Source organism: Sinorhizobium sp. GQ132, from assembly GCF_059758575.1.
Genome location: NZ_JCAXDX010000004.1, coordinates 34,241 through 58,034, shown reverse-complemented (window position 1 = coordinate 58,034; position 23,794 = coordinate 34,241). Strand labels below are relative to the sequence as shown.

Here is a 23,794-nt window from a genome sequence, read left to right as displayed (position 1 = left end):
AAGGACAGCGCCGTGCGCCTCTTCGAGCGCGTAAGGCTTGAGAATAGTGAAACATTGCACAATTCCTCAATTGTTTGCGGTTAGGAATTGTGGAGGAGCAATTTCCGCCCGCAATGCGGGCCGCTGGCATATCGAGGTTCGGCCGTGACGGTCTATCTGCCCATTGCTGAGTTGTCGGTGAACATCTTCGTCATTCTCGGCATGGGCGCGGCCGTCGGTTTTCTGTCCGGCATGTTCGGCGTCGGCGGCGGATTTCTGATCACGCCGCTTCTGATCTTCTACAATATTCCGCCCGTCGTGGCGGTGGCGACCGGCGCCAACCAGGTGGTCGCCTCGTCGATATCAGGGGCGATCGCCCATTTCCGCCGCGGCACCATCGACATCAAGCTCGGCACGGTGCTCTTGTGCGGCGGCCTTGTGGGCGCGACCGTCGGCGTCTGGCTGTTCTCGCTGCTCAGGAGCGTCGGCCAGCTCGATCTGGTGATCTCGCTGCTTTATGTGGTGCTTCTCGGCTCGGTCGGCGCGCTGATGCTGTGGGAGAGCATCGGCGCAATGCGCAAAGCAGCGAAGAACCAGCCGGCGCAGCTCAGACGGCCCGGGCAGCACAATTGGATCCACGGCCTGCCGCTGAAGATGCGCTTCAAGAAGTCGAAGATCTATCTGAGTGTCATCCCTGTGGCGACGCTCGGCTTTTCCATCGGCGTGCTGACCTCGGTGATGGGCGTCGGCGGCGGCTTCATCATGGTGCCGGCCATGATCTATCTGTTGCGCATTCCGACCAGCGTCGTCGTGGGCACATCGCTCTTCCAGATCGTCTTCGTCTCCGCCTATACGGTGATCGTCCAGGCCTCGACCAACTACACCGTCGACATCGTGCTGGCCTTCGTGCTGATGATCGCGGGCGTCATCGGGGCGCAATACGGCGTGCGCGTCGGCCAGCGGCTGCGCGGCGAGCAGCTCAGGGCACTGCTGGCGCTGCTCGTTCTCGCCGTCGGCATCCGCCTGGCGGTCGAGCTCGTCATCCCGCCGAAGGACATTTACTCGGTCGTATCCGCGGGGGCCGGCTTCTGATGCGCTCGCTTCTCCTTCACCCGATCGTCGCCCTGGTCCTCGCCGTCGCCACCCCGGCCGCAGCGCAGGTTCTGGAGCGCCAGGTCACCAATTTCACCGAGAAGCTCGAGATCGGCATCTCGACGGAAGAGATTGCCATCACCTCCGATTTCCGCGGCGCCGACCTGACGATCTTCGGCGCCATCGATGGTTTCGACGCCAGCCTCCTGGCGCAGGGCAAATACAATATCATCGTCGCGCTGGAAGGGCCGAAGGACAATGCGACGGTGCGAAAGAAGGAGCGGGTCTTCGGTATCTGGGTCAATACCCAGTCGATGACCTTCGAGCTCGTGCCGGAGGCCTACTCACTATCGAGTACCCGCGCCATCGAGACGATCGCGCCGCGACGCGACATCGCCAATATGGGCATCGGCGTCGACCACATGCGGCTGGTGCCGCTCGGCTTCGTCGGCGACGGCAGCACGCTCGGCGAGTTCCGCAACGCCTTCCGGACGATTCGCGAGACGAGCGGCGTCTATCAGCGCGATCCGGGCGGGGTGCAGTTCATCAGTTCGAGCCTGTTCAAGGCTTCGGTGCGGCTGCCGGCCAACGTCCCGAACGGCATCCATGTCGTACGCGCCTATCTCTTCCGCGACGGCGTCTTCGTCGCCGCCAAGGCTCTTCCGCTCAGGGTGGTTAAGACCGGCCTCGAACAGGCGATTACCCGCGCCGCGCACGATCAGCCGGTGATCTACGGCCTCCTGGCCGTAACCCTCGCCGTCGTCACCGGCTGGGGTGCCAGCCTGCTCTTCCGCAAGGAGTGAGGGAAGCCGGCAAACCGAGTTGGCGTTCCATTTTGCGTTATGGCGGTTTAAGGAAGCACGGGCATCGGTGGCAAGCGATGCGAAACTTGAGGAAACCCCATGAAACCGATTTTCGTGCAACTGCAATGCGCCCCCGGCAAGACCTATGAGGTGGCCGACGAGATTTATCGCAGGGAGATCGTCTCGGAGATGTATTCGACCAGCGGCGACTATGATCTGCTTCTGAAGGTCTATGTCGAGGAAGGCCAGGATATCGGAAAGTTCATCAACGACAATATCGCCAGCGTTCCGGGCATATCCCGCTCGCTGACGACGCTGACTTTCAACGCGTTCTAGAGCCGTGAAACTACGCACTTCCGGACGGAAAACCGTTACACGCTTTTCCTGGAAGTGCTCTAACCTCACCCGAGAAGGTTGGCGAAGCGCACCGAATAGATCCGGTCGCGGCCAAGCATATGGGCGACGAGCTGCTGCCGGTCGAAAAGGCCGCTCATCTCACGATGCCTGAGGTCGAGACCTCCCGTCGTGACCCCGAAAGCAGGCATGACGAGGCGCTTGCCGTCGGTCGCGAAGCAGGCGCGCCTCACCGATCTTTCCCGTCGCCTCACGGTCGCCGAAGGATGCAGGTGGCCGGCGATCTCGCCGATGCCGTCGCGTCTCGAAGGCTCGTGCCGGAAGACCAGGCCCGCGTGGCGGAGCTCGTCCATGGAGGCGCCGGGCAGCCCCTGTGCGCCGTCCGGATCATGATTGCCGTTGATCCAGATCCATTCGCGGCCGCAGGCCATGGCCGCGATCATCTGGCGGAAGGTTTCCGGCATTGCAGCCGATCCCTTCCGGTCGTGGAAATTATCGCCAAGACTGATGACGGTCGCGGGGTCGTGGCGGGCGATGACCGCCTCCAATATCCTGAGCGTCGCAAGCGTATCGTAGGGAGGCAGCATCATGCCGCGCCGGGCAAAGGCGGAGCCTTTTTCGAGATGCAGGTCGGATACGACGAGCGTGCGGCTTTCGGGAAAATAGAGGCCGCCGAGCGGATCGCAGATCGCGGCGATTCCATTGATGGACGTGCGCGCGTGCAGGGATGGGCTGACGGCAGGTGATGTCGCGTAGATGAGCCGATGCATGGTCATTGCGGTGTTCTTGCGTGTTGGCGAAAAAGGCTCCTTTCCTCCCGCTTGCCCCTCACACTAACCCTCTCCCCGCACGCGGGGAGAGGGGACGTGCCCCACGATACCGGTGAAAACGGTAGCGGCGGCGCTTGCCGCGGATCCCTTCTCCCCGCCTGCGGCGAGAAGGTGCCGGCAGGCGGATGAGGGGCGCCGCGGAGGGGTTGGGGGCTTGGGGAGGATTTTCGCTCTCTCATAATTCTCTCATCCATCCTTAGCGTGGCCGCTCATCGCCTCGTTGATCAGGTCGTCCGCCGCTTCCGTGAGCAGGAAGTCCTGGGCTTCTCCATGCACCGATTCCCGTCCGATCTCCAGCATTACCGGGATGGCAAGCGGCGAGATCTGATCGAGCCTGCGATGGGTGATATGGCCCTTGATCCGCTTGAGCATGGAGCCGAGGCGGCCGATGTCCAAAAGTCCCGTGGCCGCATCGTTGCGCGTCGCCTCGAGGAGAATGTGATCCGGCTCGTGCGCGCGCAATACGTCATAAATGAGATCGGCGGAAACGGTGATCTGCCGCCCGGTCTTCTCCCTGCCGGGGTGGCGCTGCTCGATGAGCCCGGCGATGACCGCGCAATTGCGGAAGGTACGTTTCAGGAGGAAGGATTCGTTCAGCCACGCCTCCAGATCGTCGCCCAGCATATCCTCGTCGAAGAGCTGCCCGAGCGACGGCGCCCGCGCCCGGAACGCCGCGCCCATGTCGTCGAGCGCCCAGATGGCGAGCGAATAGTCGGTCGCCACGAAGCCGAGCGGCTTCAGGCCGGCGCGGTCGAGACGACGGGTAAGGAGCATGCCGAGCGTCTGGTGGGCGAGCCTGCCCTCGAAGGCGTAGATGACCATGTAGTGCCGGCTGCCCCGCGGGAAGGTCTCGATCAGGAGTTCGTCGTCGCGCGGAAGCATCGACACGTCGCCCTGCAGCGCCAGCCAGTCCCTGACCTGGTCGGGCAGACCTGCGCGGCGGGCCGGATCGGCGACCATCTTTCGCACCTGTGCTGCGAGATAGGTGGAGAGCGGAAACTTGCCGCCGGCATAGCTCGGCACCTTGGGATCGAAGGAAAATGCCTGCGAGGCCAGGCACTCGTTCTCGCGGATGCCTTCGAAGCGCAGCACCTTGCCGGAAAAGACGAAGGTGTCGCCCGGGGAAAGCATTTCGAGGAACGACTCCTCGACTTTGCCGAGCGACATGCCGCCGCGGCCAAGCGAACCGCGCTGGTTGCGCTTGACCATGCGGATGTTCAGCATCGGCGACTCGACGATCGTCCCGACATTGAGGCGGTATTGCTGAGCAACCATCGGGTTGGAGACCCGCCAGAGCCCGTCCTTCGTCTTGCGGATGCGGGCATAGCGCTCGTAAGTGCGAAGCGCGTAACCGCCGGTGGCGACAAGATCGACGGCGCGCTCGAAGGTTTCCCAGGGAAGCCGGGCATAAGGCGCAGCGCTGATCACCTCTTCATAGAGTTCAAGCGCATCGAAAGGCTGCGCGCAGGCCATGCCCAGGATATGTTGCGCCAGCACGTCGAGAGCACCCTTGCCGATCGACGGCGTGTCCTGAGCGCCGACGTAATTGGCGTCGAGCGCCGCCTGGCACTCCATAACCTCGAAACGGTTGGCCGGAACCAGAATCGCGCGGCTCGGTTCGTCCATGCGGTGGTTGGCGCGGCCGATGCGCTGCGCAAGCCGGCTTGCTCCCTTCGGCGCCCCCACATGGACGACCAGATCGACGTCGCCCCAGTCGATGCCGAGATCGAGGGTCGACGTGGCGACGACGGCGCGCAGGCGGTTTTCGGCCATTGCCGCCTCGACCCTGCGGCGCTGGGCGACATCGAGAGAGCCGTGGTGCAGAGCGATCGGCAGATTGTCGTCGTTGATTTTCCAGAGTTCCTGGAACAGCATCTCGGCCTGGCTGCGGGTATTGACGAAGAGCAGTGTCGTCCGGTGTTTCTTGACGGCAGCGTAGACATCCGGGATTGCATAGCGGGCCGAATGCCCGGCCCAAGGCACCTGGTTCTCGGTCCGCAGGATGGAGATCTCGGGCTTTGCGCCCCCGGAAACGGTGATCAGTCCCGCATGGTTCTCCTTGGCGAGAGATTGAGCGACCAGCCAGCGCTGCAGATCCATCGGATCGGCGACCGTAGCCGAAAGACCCGTCGTCTGGAGACGGGGCGCCAGGCGGCGCAGCCGCGCGAGGCCGAGCGAGAGGAGGTGGCCGCGCTTCGACATCACCAGCGAATGCAGCTCGTCCAGCACCACATAGCGCAGGTCCTTGAAGAAGCGCTCCGCCTCGCCATTGGCCAGAAGCAGCGCGAGCTGCTCCGGCGTCGTGAGCAGTATGTCGGGCGGGTTGAGCTTCTGCCTCTGCCGCTTGCCCTGCGGCGTGTCGCCGGTGCGGTTTTCGATGCTCACCGGCAGCCCCATCTCGCCGACCGGTTTCATGAGGTTGCGCTCGATATCGACGGCAAGCGCCTTGAGCGGCGAGATGTAGAGCGTGTGAATGCCGGTGAAGGCCGCGCCGGGCGGGATCCTGCCGCGCCTGGTGATGTCGACGAGGGAGGGCAGAAAGCCGGCAAGCGTTTTGCCGGCTCCGGTCGGCGCGATCAGAAGCGTGCTCTCGCCCGCCTCGGCCCGTGAGAGAAGTTCGAGCTGATGGGCGCGCGGACGCCAACCCTTTTCGGCGAACCACCGGAGAAAGGGTGAAGGCAACGTCAGGGCGTCGCCTTCCGGCGACGGAGAATCGATCCTGTCCACGCAGAACAAAGGTAGATCAAACGCGGCAAAAGAGAAGCCGGCATTCTTCGTGCTGCTGCAAGGATTGACTCGAAGCGCGAATCATGGATAAACTTTATCTACGATAGGAGATGCAGATGAAACTCGGCGACGGCGTCGAACAGGCCATTCACAGCGTCACGATGCTGAGCTGTCTTCAGCCGGGCAGTACCCTGTCGGCCGCAGCGCTCGCCGAGTTCCACGGCGTCTCGACCAGTTACCTGCTGAAGCATCTGCAGGCGATGTCGGGGGCCGGACTGCTCGAAGCCGTGCCGGGGCCGAAGGGCGGCTACCGGCTTGCGCGCGCGCCCGAGAAGATCACCCTGCTCGATATCGTCCTCGCGGTAGAGGGGGCGGAGCCCGCTTTTCGCTGCAACGAAATCCGCCTTCGCGGCCCCAATCCTTATTCCTGCAAGCCGGCCGCGCCGTGCACGATCAATGTCGCGATGCTCAGGGCCGAGCAGGCCTATCGCGCCGAACTCCGGCGCGTGACCATCGCCGGTATCATGGCCGACCTGAAAGCTATCGACCGCGACGGGGCGATCGCGGCGCGAACGAACGGTTTTCTCGCCCTTCATGAACGGAAATCGGGCAACGCCGCCTGATGTGAACCACCACCCAAACAGCCAAACAGGAGAAGATCATGCAGTCACGTCTGAATTTTGCGAAAGCCGCTCCGGACGCCTACAAGGCGGTCGCCGCGCTCGACAGCTATGTCAAAGGCTCCGGAATCGAGCCTCGCCTTATCCACCTGATCAAGCTGCGCGCCTCGCAGATCAATGGCTGCGCCTATTGCGTGGACATGCACACCAAGGAGGCGCGCCACAGCGGCCTCAGCCAGCAATGGATCAACCTCGTCTGCGTCTGGCGCGAATCGCCGCATTTCGACGAGCGCGAACGGGCGGTCCTCGGCTGGACCGAGGCGCTGACCAATGTGGCCGAGACACGTGCGCCCGACGACGCCTATGAGGCGCTCAAGGCGCATTTCAACGAGGAGGAAATGACCAAGATCACCGTCGCGATCGGCGCCATCAACGTGTGGAACCGGCTGTGCGTCGGCTTCCGCGCCTTGCCCCCGATCGACGAGCCGGCAGTGGCGGCTTAGAGCGGGATGAGGAAAGTGTATGCGGGTTTCGGTCCGCACCACGCTCTCTAACCACTGAGACTACAAATTCCCGGAAGCGATAGGGCTGTTACAGCGCGATGTAGCGGTCGGCGCGGTGGTTGATCGCCACGAAAAGGTTGAGGACGACCGCGCCGAGCACCGACCAGATGACGACCGCCGGCGTCGTCACGAAGAATGCTGCCGCCAGAACGATCATGTCGATCGCGAGTTGCACGAGACCGGCGCGAATGCCGAAGCGCTCCTGCAGGTAGATGCCCAATATGCCGACGCCGCCGAGGCTCGCGCGGTGGCGGTAGAGCGCCAGGAGACCGTATCCGAGGAGTAGGCCGCCGATGAGAGCGGCCCAGCCCGGGTGAATCTGCCCGATCTCGAAAAGACGCGCTTGCATGTCGGTCAGGAACGAGGTGAGCGCGATGGCAATGAAGGTCTTGAGCGTGAAGGCCGGACCGAGCCGCTTCAGCGACAGGTAGAAGAACGGCAAATTGAGCAGGAAGAAGGTGAGACCGAAGTTCACGCCCGTGGCGTAATGCAAAAGAAACGCGACGCCGGCGGTGCTGCCGGTCAGAAGTCCGGCGCTCGCCAGGAAATAGAGACCGAGGGCGGCGACGAGGCTGCCGGAAAAGACGCCTTGAACGTCCTCCACGGGCGTGTGCCGTGTGGGACTTGTATTCCAGAGACCGAAAACGCTGCTTGCCTGTGCCATGGTTGACCCTCAGATCGCGACGACATCACCATTGCTGCAGCGCACAAAAAATTCAAGCAAAATATGTAAGTAATGCTGACCTATTTTCGCCGCTCGCGTAGGGGAGCTGCATCAAGACAGCTTGCGGGCGAGGAATAATATTCCGGCGACGGGCTCGCCGGCATCCCTGCGGATGGTCGTGCGCTCGGTCCCGATCATGGACAGACCGCTCTCTTCGCAGAGGGAGGCGATATAGGTTTCCGGATGCGCGTAGCGCAGCGACGGACGCAGCACGAAGCCGTCGGCCCCGCCTGCATCCTCGGCGGAAAACGCGAAGAGCCCGCCCGGTGCGAGCAGGCGGTCGGCGATGACGAAGACACCTTCGAGATTGCCGAGATACATCAGAACGTCCGCCGCGCTGACAAGGTCGGCACGCCGCTGCTCCAGCCCGCCGAACACGCCCGAATCCTCGGGAGCCAATGAAAGGTCCGCCTGGGCGAGGCGGTCATAGACACCCTTCGCTTCGGCCTTGGCGAGCATATTGGCGGAAAGATCGAAACCCTCGAGGAAATCGGCGCGATCGCGGATGCGCTCGCCGAAGAGCCCGGTGCCGCAGCCGAGATCGGTGACGTGGCGAAAACGCCCGCCGCCGTTCACCCGGTCGATCAGGGCCGCAAGTTTCTCCGGGACGCTGTAGCCGAGCTTTTCGACGAGCGCGTGGTCGAAGCGCTCGGCATAGTCGTCGAAAAGGCGTTCGACGTAAACGCTCGGCGGCTGTTCGGGCGTCTCGGTCGCGCCGAGCAAAGCGAGCTTGAGGCTGGCGCCGAAGATGTCTTCCGGATTGAGCCGAAGCGTATTGCGCAGCGCGTCGACGGCTGCCTCTATTCGGCCCGATTTCTCTTCATAGTCCGCCAGCCGGAACCAACCGGCCGCCCATTCCGGGGCAAGCTCCAGCGCCTGGGCCATGAGTTCCGCCGCACCTGGCGCATCGCCCGCTTCCGCAAGCATCTTCGCATAGTCGGCGCGGCGGTCGGCGATCAGGTCGCCGGAGGAGAGCTGGTTGAAGGTCATGGAGATCGGCTTGGTTGCGATGGACGCTTCTGACGCCGCAAAAGGCAAAATACAAGCGGATTCTGAAAGCGGCACCTCGGGCCGTCATGCCTTGCACGCTTGGGAATGGCGGCTTATGTGAAGGGAAACAGGAGAAGTTCTCGCTGATGTCGGACGGAATAAATAAATTTTTGGGGGACTCGCCGCTACGCGTGCTCGTCAAGCTGCTGGTGGTGTCGATCCTGGTCGGCTTCGTGATGACGGTCTTCGACTGGTATCCGGCAGATATCTATTACGGTATCCGAAACTTCCTCCTCGATCTCTGGCGGACCGGGTTCGCAGCTCTCGGACGGGTGGGCGACTACCTGCTCCTCGGCGCGGTCGTCGTCATTCCGCTCTTCATCATTCTGCGTCTCTTCAGCTATCGACGGTAAGCATGCACGATCAGATATTTGTCGCCCGCAGACGGCTGCTTCTGCGTGCCGGTGCCGTGGTTTCCCTCGGTCTTATCACCGGCTGCACCACCTCGAACCTCCTTTCTCCGGGCAGCGGTACGGGCAGCGACCAGACCGAAGCGACGCTCGGTTACGTCAACACGTTGCGCAAGGGCAGGGGCCTTCCTGCGCTTTCCGGCGACCCGGTCGCTTCCGTTGCGGCCATGCATCAGGCGGCACGCATGGCGAGCGCGGGCAAGATGCGGCACAATATCGGCTGGCGGGACAGTTTCTACGATCGGATGAAGGGGCAGGGCGTCACGCTGCCGGCCGCCGAAAACATCGCCGTCGGTCAGAAGGACGCCGGGCGCGCCTACGATGCCTGGTTCAATTCTCCGAAGCATCTTGAAAACATGCTCGGCAATTACCGGGGGCTCGGCGTCGCCGTGGCGCAGAATTCCGCTTCCGGAAACCGCCCCTATTGGGCCATGGTGCTCTGCAGCTGAGCTGATTCCCGGGTGACCTACGGAATCGGACCGTAGGGACAGGATCATGACGGCTACGCAAAGCCTCGAACGCGACACGGACAACCCCGAAGCCGGACCTTTCCTGGTCACCAACCGGCTTATCTTCTCGATCGCCCTGCCGATGACGCTCGGCTTTCTGACGACGCCGCTGCTCGGCCTCGTCGACACGGCCGTCGTCGGCCGGCTCGGCAAGGCAGAGCTGCTCGCAGGTCTCGCGGTCGGCGCGGTGATGTTCGACCTCATCTTCACCACTTTCAATTTCCTGCGTGCCGCAACCACCGGTCTCGTCGCGCAAGCCTATGGAGGGGGAGACCGGCGCGAACAGCAGGCGGTCTTCTGGCGTTCGCTCATGATCGCGCTCGTCACCGGCGGCACCATCGTGCTTATATCGCCCATCCTGCTTTCCGCCGGCCTCTGGCTTATGGGGCCTGGTCCGGAGGTTGCGGAGGTGACCCGGACCTATTTCCTCTATCGCATCCTTTCCGGCCCGGCCGCCCTCGCCAACTACGCCATCCTCGGATTCGTGCTCGGCCGCGGCGAGGGCACGCTCGGCCTGATGCTGCAGACGCTGATCAACGGCACCAATATCGCACTCTCGATCCTGCTCGGCCTCGTACTGGGCTGGGGCGTGGCCGGCGTCGCGATCGGCACCGTGGCGGGTGAGGTGATGGGCGCGCTTGCGGGTTTTGCAGTCGTCTACGGCCGCTTCGACAGGAAGGACGCGCCCGGTTGGGCGATGATCTTTGCCGGCGACCGCCTGAGGAAACTATTCGGCCTCAACCGCGATATCATGATCCGCTCGTTCGCCCTTCTGGCCGCTTTCACGCTCGTGACCCGGATCGGCACGTCCTTCGGGCCGGTCACGCTTGCGGCAAACGCCGTGCTGATGACGATCTTCCTTGTGGCCGGCTATTATCTCGACGGGCTCGCCACCGCGGCCGAGCAACTGACGGGCCGGTCGATCGGTGCCGGTTATCGCCCCGCTTTCGACCGGGTTCTGCGGATGACTGCCCTTTGGTCGCTCGGCCTCGCCGCATTGACCACGCTCGTCCTGCTCGCTTTCGGCAACACCGTGGTGAACATGCTGACGACTGCGCCGGACGTGCGCGCGCTCGCCTATGAATATATGCCATGGGCGGCCGTGACGGCGCTGACCGGCGCACTCGCCTTCCTGATGGACGGCGTCTTCATCGGTGCCGGCTGGTCGCGCGACATGCGCAATATGATGCTGGCCGCCTTCATCGGCTACGTGGCGGCACTTGCCGTGCTCGTCCCTACCTTCGGCAATCACGGCCTCTGGGCCGCGCTCAACCTTTTCCTGCTGCTGCGCGGCGCTTTCCTGCTGCTGATGGTGCCGCGCCGGGCGGCTCAGACGTTCCGGCCGCTCCAGTAATCGAGCCGGCTGTCGCGGATGTCGCGGATCGAGGCAAGTTTCTCGCGCTCGCAAAGGGCCGAGAGGCCGCGCACGATCCGTCCCGGCAATCCCGGTCCCTTATAGACCATGCAGGAATAAAGCTGGACGAGATCGGCTCCGGCGCGCATCTTTTCCGCTGCGGTTTCCGCCGAGCACACGCCGCCGACCCCGATGATCGGCAAGTGCGGTCCCACCCGCTTGCGCATCCGGGCGAGCACTGCCGTCGATTTCTCGAAGAGCGGCTTTCCGGAAAGGCCGCCGGCTTCGTTGGCCTGGCGCCGGTCCTTCAGACCCTCGCGCGAAAGCGTCGTGTTGGAAACGATCAACCCGTCCAGACGATGCGCCAGCACCTCGGCTGCGATGTCGTCCATGCCTTCTTCGGTCAGGTCCGGAGCGATCTTGAGGAAGACCGGAACCTGCCGGCCGCTTTTTCGCGCCTCATCGTCCCGGGCGGAAAGCACGGCCGAAAGCAGCGCCGAGAGACTCTCGCGCGCCTGCAGATCGCGCAGGCCCGGCGTGTTGGGCGAGGAGATGTTGGCGGTGAAATAGCGTGCCACCGAATGGAAGGTATGGATGCCTGTCACGTAGTCGGCGATCCGGTCGGCGCTGTCCTTGTTGGCGCCGATATTGACGCCGATCAGCGCCTCGCGCGAGCAGGCCTTGAGCCGCGCCAGCGCCGCCCCGTGCCCGTCGTTGTTGAAGCCGAGCCGGTTGATGACCGCCTCGTCCTCGACGAGCCGGAAGAGTCGCGGCTTGTCGTTGCCCGGCTGCGGCCTCGGCGTCACCGTGCCGATCTCGGTAAAGCCGAAGCCGATCTTCAGCAGCGCTTCCGGGACTTCGGCATTCTTGTCATAGCCGGCGGCCATGCCGACTGGGTTGGGAAAAACGAGGCCCGCCACGGTTTGCCTGAGCCGGGGGTCCGCCGGCGCGGCGCAGCTCGGCACCAGGCCGCCTTTCAGCGCCTTGATCGAAAGGCCGTGCGCCGCTTCCGGATCGAAGAGGAAGAGGCCGCGCCGTGCGAGGTGCTCCAACCGGCGGATCATGGGGCGAGTTCCGGGAAGCTGTGCTGACCGTCCGGCCGCAGCGGCAGGGGCTTCTCCCACAATACGGCTTCAAGCGGGAGCGGAGCGTAGAGATGCGGAAACAGCGCGCCGCCGCGAGAGGGCTCATAGACGAGTTTGTCGCCCAGCGCCGTCGCGTCGACCGCAACGAGCAGCAGGTCGTCCTGACCCTCGAAATGCCGGGAGGCGGTTTCGACGACCTGGTCCCGGGTCGAAAAATGAATGAACCCGTCGGCGAGATCGACGGGGGCCCCTGCAAACGCGCCGGTCCGCCGCGCCTCCTGCCATAGAAGTGCCGGAACGATCTTGTATATGGTAGCGTTCATCTTTGTTCGCTTATCCGTCGTGAGCATGAGTGATGGCCTTGCCGCAAATATCGGCGCCTGTCCACCGCACAGCATGAGATCGAGGCGGATTTTCCGTAAGCATTCAACGGAGAGAACGTCATGAGACAGGCAGTCGCAATACTCGCAGTCGGGTTGGGGTTCGGTCTCGTTGGTCCGGCGGCTGCGCAGGAAGCCTCGCCCGGCCGCTACAGCATGCAGAAGTCGGAAACGGGATTAGCCCGGCTCGACACCGAGACCGGCGAGGTCACCTTGTGCCAGGAAGAGGCCGGGGAGCTCATCTGCAGGATGGCGGCCGACGAGCGAGCCGCATTCGAGCGCGAACTCGATCTCCTCACACGTCGCATAGAAGCTCTGGAAAAGGCCGTGGAAAGCGGTGAAACCGCGGCCGAACCGGCGCTACCCGACGATGAAGAGATTGACCGGGCAATGAGCATCATGGAAAGAATGGTGCGCAAGTTCATGGGGATCGTGAAGGAATTCGAGGACAAGGGCAGCGATTCCGCCGACGAGGGCGAGAATCTGCCGCAGAAGACCTGAAAACGAGCGGTGACGTGCTGGAGGGCACGCGCCGCGCATGTTTCCCTGAAACAGGGATCATTTGGGAATAAGATGATACGGCAGATCCACAGCGCAAAGCTGCAGGATGGCAGCCGAGGCTCTTGGGAGGGAGCGTCATCATGCCGGAAATGACCATCATCATCGCCGACGACCACCCGCTCTTTCGTGGCGCAATGCGCCAGGCGCTGAGCGGCATGGCGGGCGCACCGGCCGTCGTCGAGGCCGGAGATTTCGCCGCTGCGCGCAGGTCTGCGGCCGACAACCCGGACGCCGATCTGATGCTGCTCGACCTGACGATGCCGGGCGTCAGCGGGCTTTCGGGGCTGATCGCGCTGCGTGCCGAGTTTCCGAGCCTGCCCGTGATGATAGTCTCGGCCCATGACGATCCGGCGACCATCCATCGTGCGCTCGATCTGGGAGCGGCAGGGTTCCTGTCCAAATCGGCCGGTATCGAGGAAATCCGTGAAGGCATCGCAAAGGTGATGGCCGGCGAGGTGTTCGTCCCGGCCGGTTACGATCAGAACCAGGAATACGAGCCGGAAGTTGCCGATCTGCTGCATCGGCTGCAGACACTGACGCCGCAGCAGTCCCGCGTCCTCTCGATGCTCGCCGAGGGGCTGCTCAACAAGCAGATCGCCTATGAACTCGGCGTCTCCGAGGCGACGATCAAGGCGCATGTCTCGGCGATCCTCCTGAAGCTCAACGTCGACAGCCGTACACAGGCGGTGATCCAGCTATCGAAGCTGGGGACGGTCGCGGCGGCCTGAGCGGCCGCTCCCCACGCTGGAGATTTTTGCCCCTCATCCCGCTGCCGCGCCCTCTCCCCGTTTTTGAGCGGTGAGGGTGCGTCAGGAGTTGGCGGCTTGTCCCTTCGCCCCGCCTGGGGGAGAAGGTGGCCGGCAGGCCGGATGAGGGGCGATCCCGAGCTAAGCCAATTATTCCGCCGCTATTCCGCCGCGGCGCGTCCCGCCGCGGCAAGCTGCGTGAGCCAGGCGCGCAGCGCGGCCGGGCGGACGGGCTTGTGCTGCAGCGAGACGCCGTCCCGTTCGGCGGCGCCACGCACTTCCGGTGACCGGTCGGCCGTTACCATGAGTGCGGGGATACTCTCCTGCCAGAGGCCGCGGATCGCGGCGATCGCCTCGACACCGGTGCCGTCGCCGAGGTGATAGTCGGCGACGATCGCGTCGGGACGCACGCTCAGTCTGCCGGGCGCCATTTCAGTGCAGGCGGCGAGCGACTCGGCGGTCGTCACGCTGCAGCCCCAGCCGCCGAGCAGCAGGGCCATGCCTTCGAGAATCTTCGGCTCGTTGTCGATGCAGATGACGTTCAGCCCAGCCAGTGCTTCGCTCGTTTTCGCCGCTGCGACGGGTTGCGGTCTGACCCTGCCGCCGGCGCTCTTGTCGAGCGGCACGCTGACCTTGAAGCCGGTGCCTTTCCCGGGCTTCGATTGCAGGCCGACCGGGTGATTGAGAACCCGCGAGATGCGGTCGACGATGGAGAGACCGAGGCCGAGCCCCGACGCGGTTCGCGCGCCTTCTTCGAGGCGCGCGAATTCCTTGAAGACGGTGCGGAATTTCGATGTTGGAATTCCGATGCCCGAATCGAGAACTTCGATCGTCGCCGTCTGTCCGTGCCGGCGCACGCCCACCAGCACCTTGCCCCGGAGTGTGTATTTTATGGCGTTCGATACGAGGTTCTGGACGAGGCGCCGGAGCAGGTTCGGATCGCTGCGCGCTGCGAGCGATGTCGGCATGATGACGAGTTCGATATCCTTCGCCCTCGCCATCGGCGCGAAATCCGTCTCGATCCGCCTGAGCAATTCGTCGAGCGGTACGGATTGCAGGCGCGGCTTCATCGCGCCGGTGTCGAGCCGCGAAATGTCGAGCACGGCGCCGAGGATGGCTTCCACCGATTCCAGCGATGAATCGATGTTCTGCACCAGCGCCCGGTTGTCGGAATCTCCGAGTCGCTCGACCAGCGACGAGGAGTAGAGCCGTGCCGCGTTCAAGGGCTGCAGGATGTCGTGACCGGCAGCGGCAAAGAAGCGGGTCTTGCCGATATTCGCCTCCTCGGCGGCCGCCCTTGCCTCGCCCAGCTCGCGGTTGACGCGTGTGAGTTCTCCCGTCCGCTCGGCGACGCGCAATTCCAGCGTTTCATTCGCCTGTTTGAGCGCCATGTCGGCCGCGACGCGCTGGGTTATGTCGGTGTAGGTCGTGACGATGCCCTTGTCGGGCATGGCATTGCTTCTGACTTCGAGGATGCGGGCGCCGCCTTCGAGTTCGAGCAGGAACGGCTTGTCGAGCGTCAGGAAGTTGGCGATCAGCGCCTTCTCCTCATCCTGGCGGACATCCCCGCGGCGGGCTAGAATCGCGACGATGTCGGCCAGCGGAAAGCCCACCTGTCCGGCGGCCTCGGGGAGATCCAGGAGTTCGCGGAAGCGGCGGTTCCAGATGATGAGATTGTTGGCGTTGTCGAAGACGGCAATGCCCTGGTCCATCTGCGAGAGTGCCGTATGCAGCATGTCCTGGTTGTATTGGAGCGCCTCGCTTGCCTGATCGAGCAGCCAGGCGGTGTCGGAGGAAGTGTCGTCCATGCGCTGCAGGACGAGTGAAAGGACGAGCCGGGCGGAGGACGAGCCGATTGCGCTGCCGAGCAATTGTTCCGAGAAGTGGACAAGCGCCATGTCGGCGGAGGCGTTATCGTCGAGCCAGCGGCCGGATTGCTGTTCATAGGTATGGAAGGAGCGCTGCATGCGCTCCTCGCCCATGTAACGGCCGATCGTCGTCTTGAGGTCGCGCACCGTCACTTTGGTCTTGCGCCCGCGGAAGGTCCGCTCGGTGCGTGAGCGGCGGGTGATGAAGACGCCTGCCTGGAAACGCTCCAAGGGTTTGGGCGCGCGCGTCAGCGAACCCACGATATAGGCCGCGACATTGACGAGCATGCTGAGAGCCGTCGCATTTACCAGCGGGTCTGACTGGGCGCCGGAGAAGAGATCGGTGAAGGGCAGCAGGAAGCTGAGCACCGTGGAGGCGATGTGGGAATTGTCCGGCCCGCCGAGGCTCGGCAGGAAAAGGACGTAGGCCCAGACGAGAAAGCCGCTGACCATCCCCGCGATCGCGCCGCGGGCATTGGCCTGCCGCCAGACGAGACCACCGAGGAGCGCCGGCGCCATCTGCGCGATGGCGGCGAAGGAGAGCAGTCCGAGCGAGGCAAGCCCGGCGCTGATATCGGCGGCGCGATAATAGCCGTAGCCGAGGAAGAGGACGACGAAGATCGCCGTTCGGCGGATATTGAGGAGCGTACCGGCCATGTCCTCCTGGAGAGAGCCGCGGGTGCCGAGCCTGCGGCGCAGGAATACCGGCATGACGATGTCGTTCGAAACCATGATCGAAAGCGCGACCGAAGCGACGATGACCATGGCGGTCGCTGCGGAGAAGCCGCCGATGAAGGTGAAAAGCGTGACGAGCGGCACGTCGCCGGCAAGCGGCAGCGCCAGAAGATAGAGATCCGCATTGCCGGAGCCGGAGAAGGTCAGGATGCCGGCGATCGCGATCGGCAGGACGAAGGCGTTGATTGCGATCAGATAGAGCGGGAAGAGGATGCCCGCCGTGCGCAGTTCGTTATCGGTGCGGTTTTCCACGACCGTCACGTGGAATTGCCGGGGAAGCATGATGATGCCGAAGGCGGAAAGCGCGATCATCAGAATCCAGCGCGCGACCGGCGTCTGGTATTCGAGCGCGGCGAGCACCGTGGGACTCTGCTGCGCTTCTGCCCACAGATTTGCAGGCCCGCCGAACAGGAAGAAGACGATATAGATGCCCACCGTGAGCATCGCCACGAGCTTGACGACCGATTCCATCGCGATCGCGAGGATCAGGCCGTCCTGGTGTTCCGTCGCATCCGTGTGGCGCGTACCGAAGACGATCGCGAAACAGGCGAGAAAGAGCGTGACCAGAAGCGGCAGGTCGACGAAGTTCTCGCCCGAGCCTATGCCGTAGTCGCTGGTGTCGATCATCGTGGCGACCGAACTCGACACCGCCTTGAGCTGCAATGCGATATAGGGAATGGCCCCGACGAGCGAGATCAGCGCGACGATTGCCGCAACGGCCGGGTTCTTGCCGTAGCGCGCAGCCACGAAATCGGCGACGGAGGTTAGCTTTTCGGTCTTGGCGAGCCGGACGATGCGGCGGATCAGCGGCATGCCGAACGTGAACATCAGGATCGGGCCGATGTAGATGCCGGTGAATTCGAGTCCGCGCTCCGCCGCAAGGCCGACGCCACCGAAATAGGTCCAGGAGGTGCAGTAGATCGCCAGGCTCAGCGCATAGACGAGCGGCCTGCCCTTCTCGGCAATCTTGTTTCGTCTGGCTCGCCGGTCGCCATAGCTTGCAACTGCGAAGAGCAGCAGCAGATAGGCGAAGGCCGAGGCAAAAATGACCGAACCCGAAAGCATGCCTCACTCCTCCGCTGCCAGCATAGGGCAAGTCCATTTGGTTGGAAATCGGCGGTGCATCAGTCTTAAGTTCAAGATAACGCGCCGATATCCGCAGCGCTTGACCAAATGCAAGGAGTGCGATTTCCTCACGCGGGGCTTTGGTCTAGATTCCTACCGTCGGTTGCCGCGCAAGACAGGTGCGGGTGGACGTTCGGGGGTATTTCCAGGAGAGAGGCATGCTGAACGAATTCAAGGAGTTTATCGCCCGCGGCAACGTCATGGACCTTGCGGTCGGCGTGATCATCGGTGCGGCCTTTAGCAAGATCGTCGATTCGGTCGTCAACGACCTCGTCATGCCGGTCGTGGGAGCGATCACCGGCGGCGGCTTCGACTTCTCCAACTATTTCCTGCCGCTCTCCGCCAGTGTTACCGCGCCGACGCTCGCAGCAGCACGCGAACAGGGCGCGGTCTTTGCCTATGGCAATTTCATCACGGTGCTCATCAACTTCCTGATCCTCGCCTGGATCATCTTCCTGCTGATCAAGCTCGTGAATCGCGCGCGTGCTTCGGTGGAAAGGGATAAGGCGCCGCCCCCGTCCGCCCCTCCGCCGCAGGACATCCTGCTTCTCTCGGAAATTCGCGATCTCCTGAAGCAGCGCGCCTGAGACGCGGATCACGCGGCGGCCCGGTGCCGCCGAGTGATGGAAACATCACAAAATTCGATAAACAGGTCAGAGAAATTCGCGTGATCGCCGACGCCAAAGCGTCTAGAAACGGCGGGCAATCAGGAGCCCGCCGATGACGATCATGACCAGTCTCAGCCCCCGCGCGACGGCAGCGCCCGAAAGCGGCATCGTCGAAGTGGTCAACTATGCGCGCGGGCGCGAAGGACTGATCCCGCTCTGGGTCGGCGAAGGTGATCTGCCGACGCCGGATTTCGTCAGTCGCGCGGCGGCTGACGCGTTGATGGCCGGCGAGACCTTCTACACCTGGCAGCGCGGCATCCCACCGCTGCGCGAGGCACTGGTCCGCTATTACCAGCGCCGGTTCCAGAAGGCGCTTTCGCCTGAGAATTTCTATGTTACCGGTTCGGGAATGCAGGCGATCAAGCTTGCGATCGAAGCGGTAGGCTCTCCCGGCGACGAGGTGGTCCTGCTGACGCCCGCCTGGCCGAATTTCGCGGCCGCTGCGGACCTCTCCGGCGTTCGCCCGGTCGCCGTTCCGTTGCAGTTCGAAGGCGGCAAATGGCAGCTCCATCCCGAACGTCTTCAGGCGGCGATCGGGGAGAGGACGCGGGCGCTGTTCATCAACACGCCGTCCAACCCCACCGGTTGGACCGCCACTTACGAGGATCTCAAGGCCATTCTGGCGCTCGCGCGTAAACATGGACTCTGGATCATCGCCGACGAGATCTACGCGCTCTACTATTATCTCGGCGGCCGGGCGCCGTCCTTCCTCGACGTGATGGAGGAGGATGACCGCATCCTCTTCGTCAATTCCTTTTCCAAGAACTGGTCCATGACCGGCTGGCGTATCGGGTGGATCGTCGCGCCGCCGGCGATGGGGCAGGTGCTCGAAAATCTCATCCAGTATTCGACCTCCGGTGTCGCGCAGTTCATGCAGCGCGGGGCAGTCGCCGCGCTCGATGAAGGCGACGGCTTCGTCGACGAGAACATTGCCAAGGCGAAGCGCAACCGCGATACGCTCTGCGACGCGCTGATCGCGACCAACCGCGTCGAAACGCTGAAACCCGATGGCGCGCTCTACGCCTTCCTGAAGATCGACGGCGTCACCGACTCGCGGGCCGCGGCGCTCGACCTCGTCGACCGGACCGGCGTCGGTCTGGCCCCGGGGACGGCCTTCGGCGAGGGCGGAGCGCTTTTCATGCGCGCCTGCTTCCTGCGTGATCCGCTCCAGATCGCCGAGGCCGCGGAGCGCTTGCAGCGCTACATACTCAGCCGTTGACGGGGCATTTTCGGCGAGGATACGGCCAATCGGTAAAATCCGAGCGATCGGTGCGGCAGACCCTTAACCACCCCACCGAGAATAGCCGCTGCGTGCCGGCAAACAGCGCTCTGATTTAGAATTTCTGAAACGCGAACGCGTCTTTTCTGATCCTGCATATGCTGAGGACAGGGGACGGGGAAATGGCCGTATTGGTAACAGGCGGAGCAGGTTATATCGGCAGCCACATGGTATGGTCGCTGCTCGACGGCGGCGAAGCGGTGGTGGTGCTCGACTGTCTGTCGACTGGATTTCGCTGGGCGGTCGCACCGGAGGCGCGCTTCTACTTCGGCGATGTCGGTGACCGGGCGCTGCTCCAGCGGGTCTTTGCCGAGAACGACATCGACTCGGTCGTCCATTTTGCGGGCTCGGCCGTCGTACCGGAATCGGTCGCCAACCCGCTTGCCTATTATGAAAACAATACGGCCAATACGCGCACGCTCATTGCCGCAACCATCGAGGCCGGCGTTCGCCATTTCGTCTTTTCTTCGACCGCCGCCGTCTATGGAACCCAGGATACGTCCGACCCGGTCGGCGAGACGGCCGCCCTGCGGCCCCAGAGTCCCTACGGCCGCTCCAAGCTGATGTCGGAGATGATGCTGCAGGACGCCGCGGCCGCGCATGATTTCCGTTTTGTCGCGTTGCGCTATTTCAACGTGGCCGGGGCCGACCCGCTCGGGCGCGCCGGCCAGTCCACCTTCGGCGCGACGCATCTGATCAAGGTCGCCTGCGAGGCGGCGCTCGGGAGGCGTCGAAAGGTCGATGTCCTGGGTACGGACTATCCGACGGCGGACGGTACCGGCGTCAGAGACTATATCCATGTGAGCGATCTCGTGGCGGCACACAGGAGCGCGCTCGCCTATCTGCGGGCTGACGGTGAACCGTTGGTTGCCAATTGCGGTTACGGCCACGGCTTCTCGGTGCTGCAGGTGCTCGATACTGTGCGCCAGGTCTCCGGCCGCGATTTTATGGTGGACTACGCGCCCCGGCGCCCGGGCGATCCGGCGCAAATCGTCGCCGACTCTTCCGTAGCCCGGCTGAAGCTCGACTGGGTCCCGACGCATGCGAGCCTCGAGCATATCGTCCAGAGCGCCTTCGACTGGGAAAGCCATCTCGGCCGCAAGAACAGCTTCGACGAGGAACAGGACGAGCGGTCGATCGCGAACGGCTGAGCCCGTCGGGTGAAGCCTTCAGGCGTGGTCCTCTCCGAGCAGTTTCCGCTCGTGCGCAATGGCACGTTCGACGAGTTGGCCCCAGAGCCGTTCGTAGAAGTCCGGATCGAGGCCGAGCTCGACCGCGTTCCGGCGCGCGTTTTCCTTCACCTCCGCCACCCGTGCCGGGATGTCCGCCTTGAGGTTGAGCGGGCGTTTGATCTCCGCGGCGCGCTCGATATAGCCCCAGCGTTCGGCAAAGAGCGTTATCAAAGCGCGGTCGAGGCGGTCGATCTCCGCACGTATATCGTCCATCGTCGTGCATTCTGCCGGTGTTTTCTGCATGTCGGATCCTCGCGGAGCGGCGGCGGCCCCCTTTGATAGCGCCGAACTGCTAGCAAAGGGGACGCCGGCTGAGAAGGGGTTAAACCGACGCAGCGTGACGGCTCCGCTGCAGCGGGGGGTCACGCACCGAGAGCAAGCTTGATCGCAAGACCGACAATGCTGACTGCCGCGACGCCAGCGGCCCATAGGCCCACGAACCAGAGAAGCTTGCGGGCAGTGCCGCTCGAGCGCGTCAATGATAGCCCTCCTCCGGATCGACCTTGCCGCGGAAGACCCAGTAGGCATAGGCGGTATAGGCGAGAATCATCGGCACGAGCACAAGCGCGCCGACGAGCAGGAAGGCGAGGCTCTCGTCCGGCGCGGCGGCATCCCAGATCGTCAGCGAAGGCGGCACCATGAAGGGATAGAAGCTGATGCCGATGCCGATATAGCCGAGCACGAACAGGCCGAGCGCGGCGATGAAGGGCTGGACATCGTGCCGGTCGCGGATGCCCTTGAGAAGAAGGTAAAGGCAGCCGAGGACGAGCAGCGGCACGATGACGCTGAAGATCGCCGTCGGCCATCCGAACCAGCGCTCCAGATAGACCGGCTCGAGAAACGGCGTCCAGAGGCTGACGACGCCCATTGCGGCAACCGTGGCGAGAGCGGTTCGAAGCGCGACGCCGCGCGCGCGTTCGGCGAGCTCGCCACGGGTCTTCATGACCAGCCAGGTCGCTCCGAGAAGCGCATAGCCGATCACGATCGCCACCCCGGTGGCGATTGAAAACGGCGTCAGCCAATCCCACCAGCCGCCGACATAGGCCCGGTTCTCGACCGGGATGCCCTGCACGAGGGCGCCGAGCGCCAGGCCTTGCGCGAAGGCAGCGAGCATCGAGCCGCCCGCAAAGGCCCAGTTCCACAGGAATTCGCCGCGCTGCGTGCGCCAGCGGTACTCGAAGGCCACGCCGCGGAAGATGAGGCCGATCAGCATGGCGATGATGGGTGCGTAAAGTGCGGGCAGGATCGTCGCATAGGCGAGCGGAAACACGGCGAGCAACCCTCCGCCGCCGAGAACGAGCCAGGTTTCATTGCCGTCCCATACGGGAGCCACCGAGTTCATCATGACGTCGCGATCATGCTTTTCGGGGAAAAACGGAAACAATATCCCGACGCCGAGGTCGAAACCGTCGAGAACGACATAGGCAAGCACCGCAAAGGCGATGATCGCGGCCCAGATCAGTGGCAGATCAATGGCCATGATGGCCTCCCTGGTTGGCTGTTGCCGGCCCGGGCGTCACTCCGGCCGTGCGCAAGGGTCCTTCGTCGAGATCCGGCCTCGCATCGCGCGGCAGGCGTGCCATCAGCCGCAGGATGTAGAAGGTGCCGGCGCCGAAAACGAGAAAATAGACGATGATGAAGGCGACGAGCGAGGCGCCCACAGCCGGCGCTGCGATCGGGGAAATCGAGTCCGCCGTCAAAAGGTGCCCATAGATCGTGTAGGGCTGCCGCCCGACCTCCGTGGTGATCCAGCCGGCAAGCACTGCCACGAAGCCCGCCGGGCCCATGAGCACCGCCGCGCGGTGGAGCGCGGCACTCGTGTCGAGCGTGCCGCGCAGCCGACACCAGAGGCTCCAGAGGCCGAGACCGAGCATGGCGAAGCCGATCGCCACCATCACGCGAAACGACCAGAAGACGATGGCGACCGGCGGGTGCCGGTCCTCTGGTATGGTGTCGAGACCGGCAAGCGGCGCATCGAGCGAGTGCTTCAGGATCAGGCTCGAAAGCTTCGGGATCTCGAGCGCGTAGTCGACGCGCTTCTCGGCGGAGTTCGGAATGCCGAAGAGGATCAACGGCGCGCCTTCCGGATGGCTTTGATAATGCCCTTCCATCGCCATTACCTTTGCCGGCTGATGTTCGAGCGTGTTGAGTCCGTGCTGGTCGCCGGCGAAGATCTGGATCGGCGCGACGATCGCCGCCATCCACATCGCCATTGAGAACATCGTGCGGGCGCGCCGCGGCGCGGTCTTGCGCAGGAGGTGCCACGCCCCGCAGGCGCCGACGACGAAGGCCGTCGTCAGATAGGCGGCGAGCACCATGTGCGTCAGCCGATACGGGAAAGACGGATTGAAGATGACCGCCCACCAGTCGTCGGGAATGAACTGCCCGACCTCGTTAACGGAGAAGCCGGCGGGCGTCTGCATCCAGGAGTTCACCGCGAGGATCCAGGTGGCCGAGATCAGCGTGCCGAGCGCGACCATGGCGGTTGCGAAAAAATGCAGCTTCGGGCCGACCCGGTTGAGGCCGAAAAGCATGACGCCGAGAAAGCCCGCTTCCAGGAAGAAGGCGGTCAGCACCTCGTAGCCCATCAACGGCCCGATTACCGGCCCGGCCTTGTCGGAAAACACGCTCCAGTTGGTGCCGAACTGGTAGGACATGACGATGCCGGAGACGACGCCCATGCCGAAAGCGACGGCGAAGATCGTCTTCCAGAAGTTGAAGAGCTCCAGATAGACCTCGTCCTTCTTCCAGAGCCAGAGCGCTTCGAGAACGGCCAGATAGCTGGCAAGCCCGATGGAGAAGGCCGGGAAGATTATGTGGAAGGAGACGGTGAAGGCGAACTGTATGCGTGCAAGGACAGTTGCGTCAAAGGCTTCGAACACGGCGCTGATCCTTTCGGGCGGAAACCGCAAGCTCAGACGCGAACGGCGTCCGGCATTTGCGATCTGCATCGTGTGATTGAATCTGACGCAATATTGCCAAAGGTCAATGACGGGCGGATCGTCACGTTGTCACACTGCGGCAATCGTTCGCCCGCGGCACTTTGAAGCGCGTGCCCATCAGGGCAGCCGCGCGTGCGACAGCGTCGTCTACGCAGCCT

General features: G+C 63.7%; 24 protein-coding genes. 14 read left to right on the top strand and 10 right to left on the bottom strand.

What is annotated here, in order from left to right; genetic code table 11:
- Positions 1-144 precede the first annotated feature (144 nt).
- The 3 genes from AC6CIG_RS11990 to AC6CIG_RS11980 all read left to right on the top strand — a co-directional run bounded on the left by AC6CIG_RS11990 (position 145) and on the right by AC6CIG_RS11980 (position 2,210).
- On the top strand, positions 145-1,071 hold the full coding sequence (locus tag AC6CIG_RS11990) for a sulfite exporter TauE/SafE family protein (protein ID WP_018094125.1): 927 nt from the start codon (positions 145-147) through the stop codon (positions 1,069-1,071).
- The gene (locus AC6CIG_RS11985; protein ID WP_018094126.1) at positions 1,071-1,874 is read left to right on the top strand and encodes a TIGR02186 family protein; all 804 of its coding nucleotides are present in this window, start codon (positions 1,071-1,073) and stop codon (positions 1,872-1,874) included. Before AC6CIG_RS11990 ends, AC6CIG_RS11985 begins: the two co-directional genes overlap by 1 nt.
- A 99-nt stretch (positions 1,875-1,973) precedes the next feature.
- Entirely contained in the window at positions 1,974-2,210 is a 237-nt protein-coding gene (locus AC6CIG_RS11980; RefSeq protein WP_018094127.1) for an Lrp/AsnC ligand binding domain-containing protein, read from the top strand.
- Between the two features lie 65 nt (positions 2,211-2,275).
- Here AC6CIG_RS11980 and pdeM read toward each other — a convergent pair whose 3' ends face one another.
- Together pdeM and AC6CIG_RS11970 are read right to left on the bottom strand one after the other, a co-directional pair.
- Entirely contained in the window at positions 2,276-3,004 is a 729-nt protein-coding gene (gene pdeM, locus AC6CIG_RS11975; protein WP_437407882.1) for a ligase-associated DNA damage response endonuclease PdeM, read from the bottom strand.
- A 240-nt stretch (positions 3,005-3,244) separates the two neighbouring features.
- Positions 3,245-5,794, bottom strand: coding sequence for a ligase-associated DNA damage response DEXH box helicase (locus AC6CIG_RS11970; RefSeq protein WP_437411807.1), 2,550 nt, complete (start codon positions 5,792-5,794; stop codon positions 3,245-3,247).
- A 107-nt stretch (positions 5,795-5,901) separates the two neighbouring features.
- Here AC6CIG_RS11970 and AC6CIG_RS11965 point away from each other — a divergent pair, with 107 nt between their 5' ends.
- Both AC6CIG_RS11965 and AC6CIG_RS11960 read left to right on the top strand, forming a co-directional pair.
- Entirely contained in the window at positions 5,902-6,408 is a 507-nt protein-coding gene (locus AC6CIG_RS11965) for an Rrf2 family transcriptional regulator (protein ID WP_026168526.1), read from the top strand.
- A gap of 38 nt (positions 6,409-6,446) precedes the next feature.
- Positions 6,447-6,908, top strand: a complete 462-nt coding sequence (locus tag AC6CIG_RS11960) for a carboxymuconolactone decarboxylase family protein (protein ID WP_100669660.1) — start codon at positions 6,447-6,449, stop codon at positions 6,906-6,908.
- Positions 6,909-6,996: 88 nt separating this feature from the next.
- Here the strand turns inward: AC6CIG_RS11960 and AC6CIG_RS11955 are convergent, their stop codons facing one another.
- Together AC6CIG_RS11955 and AC6CIG_RS11950 are read right to left on the bottom strand one after the other, a co-directional pair.
- Positions 6,997-7,632: a YitT family protein gene (locus AC6CIG_RS11955; RefSeq protein ID WP_437407880.1), complete on the bottom strand. Its 636-nt coding sequence runs from the start codon at positions 7,630-7,632 to the stop codon at positions 6,997-6,999.
- Between the two features lie 111 nt (positions 7,633-7,743).
- Positions 7,744-8,682, bottom strand: coding sequence for a class I SAM-dependent methyltransferase (locus AC6CIG_RS11950; protein WP_437411806.1), 939 nt, complete (start codon positions 8,680-8,682; stop codon positions 7,744-7,746).
- Between AC6CIG_RS11950 and AC6CIG_RS11945 the strand changes: the two genes are divergently transcribed.
- Genes AC6CIG_RS11945 through AC6CIG_RS11930 form a run of 4 tightly spaced genes read left to right on the top strand, consistent with a single transcriptional unit; the run spans position 8,672 to position 11,015 of the window.
- Complete coding sequence (locus AC6CIG_RS11945) at positions 8,672-8,803, top strand: hypothetical protein (protein WP_411923389.1); 132 nt, start codon at positions 8,672-8,674, stop codon at positions 8,801-8,803. The genes AC6CIG_RS11950 and AC6CIG_RS11945 overlap by 11 nt on opposite strands.
- Before the next feature lie 25 nt (positions 8,804-8,828).
- Positions 8,829-9,095: a DUF6460 domain-containing protein gene (locus tag AC6CIG_RS11940; protein WP_003530117.1), complete on the top strand. Its 267-nt coding sequence runs from the start codon at positions 8,829-8,831 to the stop codon at positions 9,093-9,095.
- A gap of 2 nt (positions 9,096-9,097) precedes the next feature.
- Entirely contained in the window at positions 9,098-9,601 is a 504-nt protein-coding gene (locus tag AC6CIG_RS11935; RefSeq protein ID WP_437407878.1) for a CAP domain-containing protein, read from the top strand.
- Positions 9,602-9,647: 46 nt separating this feature from the next.
- The gene (locus AC6CIG_RS11930; protein WP_437407877.1) at positions 9,648-11,015 is read left to right on the top strand and encodes an MATE family efflux transporter; all 1,368 of its coding nucleotides are present in this window, start codon (positions 9,648-9,650) and stop codon (positions 11,013-11,015) included.
- Here the strand turns inward: AC6CIG_RS11930 and AC6CIG_RS11925 are convergent.
- Together AC6CIG_RS11925 and AC6CIG_RS11920 are read right to left on the bottom strand one after the other, a co-directional pair.
- A complete protein-coding gene (locus AC6CIG_RS11925; RefSeq protein WP_437407876.1) occupies positions 10,991-12,079 on the bottom strand; it encodes a quinone-dependent dihydroorotate dehydrogenase in 1,089 nt (362 codons plus the stop codon). The two genes, AC6CIG_RS11930 and AC6CIG_RS11925, sit on opposite strands and share 25 nt — an antisense overlap.
- Positions 12,076-12,423 (bottom strand): DUF952 domain-containing protein, encoded by a 348-nt coding sequence (locus AC6CIG_RS11920; protein ID WP_437407875.1) that lies wholly within the window; start codon positions 12,421-12,423, stop codon positions 12,076-12,078. The genes AC6CIG_RS11925 and AC6CIG_RS11920 overlap by 4 nt, the downstream gene beginning before the upstream one ends.
- Positions 12,424-12,543: 120 nt before the next feature.
- Between AC6CIG_RS11920 and AC6CIG_RS11915 the strand changes: the two genes are divergently transcribed.
- Both AC6CIG_RS11915 and AC6CIG_RS11910 read left to right on the top strand, forming a co-directional pair.
- Positions 12,544-12,981, top strand: a complete 438-nt coding sequence (locus AC6CIG_RS11915; RefSeq protein ID WP_437407874.1) for a hypothetical protein — start codon at positions 12,544-12,546, stop codon at positions 12,979-12,981.
- 140 nt (positions 12,982-13,121) lie between these two features.
- Entirely contained in the window at positions 13,122-13,769 is a 648-nt protein-coding gene (locus AC6CIG_RS11910; RefSeq protein WP_437407873.1) for a response regulator, read from the top strand.
- 179 nt (positions 13,770-13,948) lie between these two features.
- Here the strand turns inward: AC6CIG_RS11910 and AC6CIG_RS11905 are convergent, their stop codons facing one another.
- Positions 13,949-17,455, bottom strand: coding sequence for a hybrid sensor histidine kinase/response regulator (locus AC6CIG_RS11905; protein WP_437407872.1), 3,507 nt, complete (start codon positions 17,453-17,455; stop codon positions 13,949-13,951).
- A 218-nt stretch (positions 17,456-17,673) separates the two neighbouring features.
- On the opposite strand from AC6CIG_RS11905, the gene mscL reads away from it, so the two are divergent.
- The 3 genes from mscL (at position 17,674) to galE (ending at position 20,613) form a co-directional block, all read left to right on the top strand.
- Complete coding sequence (gene mscL / locus AC6CIG_RS11900; RefSeq protein ID WP_018094141.1) at positions 17,674-18,102, top strand: large conductance mechanosensitive channel protein MscL; 429 nt, start codon at positions 17,674-17,676, stop codon at positions 18,100-18,102.
- A gap of 133 nt (positions 18,103-18,235) precedes the next feature.
- Positions 18,236-19,402, top strand: a complete 1,167-nt coding sequence (locus AC6CIG_RS11895; protein ID WP_437407871.1) for a pyridoxal phosphate-dependent aminotransferase — start codon at positions 18,236-18,238, stop codon at positions 19,400-19,402.
- A gap of 182 nt (positions 19,403-19,584) precedes the next feature.
- Positions 19,585-20,613, top strand: coding sequence for a UDP-glucose 4-epimerase GalE (gene galE / locus AC6CIG_RS11890; RefSeq protein WP_498322741.1), 1,029 nt, complete (start codon positions 19,585-19,587; stop codon positions 20,611-20,613).
- 18 nt (positions 20,614-20,631) lie between these two features.
- On the opposite strand, the gene AC6CIG_RS11885 is transcribed toward galE, so the two are convergent.
- The 3 genes from AC6CIG_RS11885 to AC6CIG_RS11875 form a co-directional block, all read right to left on the bottom strand.
- Positions 20,632-20,937 (bottom strand): chorismate mutase family protein, encoded by a 306-nt coding sequence (locus AC6CIG_RS11885; RefSeq protein WP_437407869.1) that lies wholly within the window; start codon positions 20,935-20,937, stop codon positions 20,632-20,634.
- A gap of 232 nt (positions 20,938-21,169) precedes the next feature.
- Positions 21,170-22,174, bottom strand: a complete 1,005-nt coding sequence (gene cydB / locus AC6CIG_RS11880) for a cytochrome d ubiquinol oxidase subunit II (RefSeq protein WP_018094145.1) — start codon at positions 22,172-22,174, stop codon at positions 21,170-21,172.
- Positions 22,164-23,645 carry a cytochrome ubiquinol oxidase subunit I gene (locus tag AC6CIG_RS11875; RefSeq protein WP_437407868.1) on the bottom strand — a complete coding sequence of 494 codons (1,482 nt, stop codon included), beginning with the start codon at positions 23,643-23,645 and terminating at the stop codon, positions 22,164-22,166. Before AC6CIG_RS11875 ends, cydB begins: the two co-directional genes overlap by 11 nt.
- Positions 23,646-23,794 lie beyond the last annotated feature (149 nt).

Coding starts and splice junctions, on each gene's coding strand:
- AC6CIG_RS11985 (WP_018094126.1), top strand. CDS start 1,071: ATGCGCTCGCTTCTCCTTCACCCGATCGTCGCCCTGGTCCTCGCCGTC.
- AC6CIG_RS11980 (WP_018094127.1), top strand. CDS start 1,974: ATGAAACCGATTTTCGTGCAACTGCAATGCGCCCCCGGCAAGACCTAT.
- pdeM (WP_437407882.1), bottom strand. CDS start 3,004: ATGACCATGCATCGGCTCATCTACGCGACATCACCTGCCGTCAGCCCA.
- AC6CIG_RS11965 (WP_026168526.1), top strand. CDS start 5,902: ATGAAACTCGGCGACGGCGTCGAACAGGCCATTCACAGCGTCACGATG.
- AC6CIG_RS11960 (WP_100669660.1), top strand. CDS start 6,447: ATGCAGTCACGTCTGAATTTTGCGAAAGCCGCTCCGGACGCCTACAAG.
- AC6CIG_RS11955 (WP_437407880.1), bottom strand. CDS start 7,632: ATGGCACAGGCAAGCAGCGTTTTCGGTCTCTGGAATACAAGTCCCACA.
- AC6CIG_RS11950 (WP_437411806.1), bottom strand. CDS start 8,682: ATGACCTTCAACCAGCTCTCCTCCGGCGACCTGATCGCCGACCGCCGC.
- AC6CIG_RS11940 (WP_003530117.1), top strand. CDS start 8,829: ATGTCGGACGGAATAAATAAATTTTTGGGGGACTCGCCGCTACGCGTG.
- AC6CIG_RS11935 (WP_437407878.1), top strand. CDS start 9,098: ATGCACGATCAGATATTTGTCGCCCGCAGACGGCTGCTTCTGCGTGCC.
- AC6CIG_RS11930 (WP_437407877.1), top strand. CDS start 9,648: ATGACGGCTACGCAAAGCCTCGAACGCGACACGGACAACCCCGAAGCC.
- AC6CIG_RS11925 (WP_437407876.1), bottom strand. CDS start 12,079: ATGATCCGCCGGTTGGAGCACCTCGCACGGCGCGGCCTCTTCCTCTTC.
- AC6CIG_RS11920 (WP_437407875.1), bottom strand. CDS start 12,423: ATGAACGCTACCATATACAAGATCGTTCCGGCACTTCTATGGCAGGAG.
- AC6CIG_RS11915 (WP_437407874.1), top strand. CDS start 12,544: ATGAGACAGGCAGTCGCAATACTCGCAGTCGGGTTGGGGTTCGGTCTC.
- AC6CIG_RS11910 (WP_437407873.1), top strand. CDS start 13,122: ATGCCGGAAATGACCATCATCATCGCCGACGACCACCCGCTCTTTCGT.
- AC6CIG_RS11905 (WP_437407872.1), bottom strand. CDS start 17,455: ATGCTTTCGGGTTCGGTCATTTTTGCCTCGGCCTTCGCCTATCTGCTG.
- mscL (WP_018094141.1), top strand. CDS start 17,674: ATGCTGAACGAATTCAAGGAGTTTATCGCCCGCGGCAACGTCATGGAC.
- AC6CIG_RS11895 (WP_437407871.1), top strand. CDS start 18,236: ATGACGATCATGACCAGTCTCAGCCCCCGCGCGACGGCAGCGCCCGAA.
- galE (WP_498322741.1), top strand. CDS start 19,585: ATGGCCGTATTGGTAACAGGCGGAGCAGGTTATATCGGCAGCCACATG.
- AC6CIG_RS11885 (WP_437407869.1), bottom strand. CDS start 20,937: ATGCAGAAAACACCGGCAGAATGCACGACGATGGACGATATACGTGCG.
- cydB (WP_018094145.1), bottom strand. CDS start 22,174: ATGGCCATTGATCTGCCACTGATCTGGGCCGCGATCATCGCCTTTGCG.
- AC6CIG_RS11875 (WP_437407868.1), bottom strand. CDS start 23,645: ATGCAGATCGCAAATGCCGGACGCCGTTCGCGTCTGAGCTTGCGGTTT.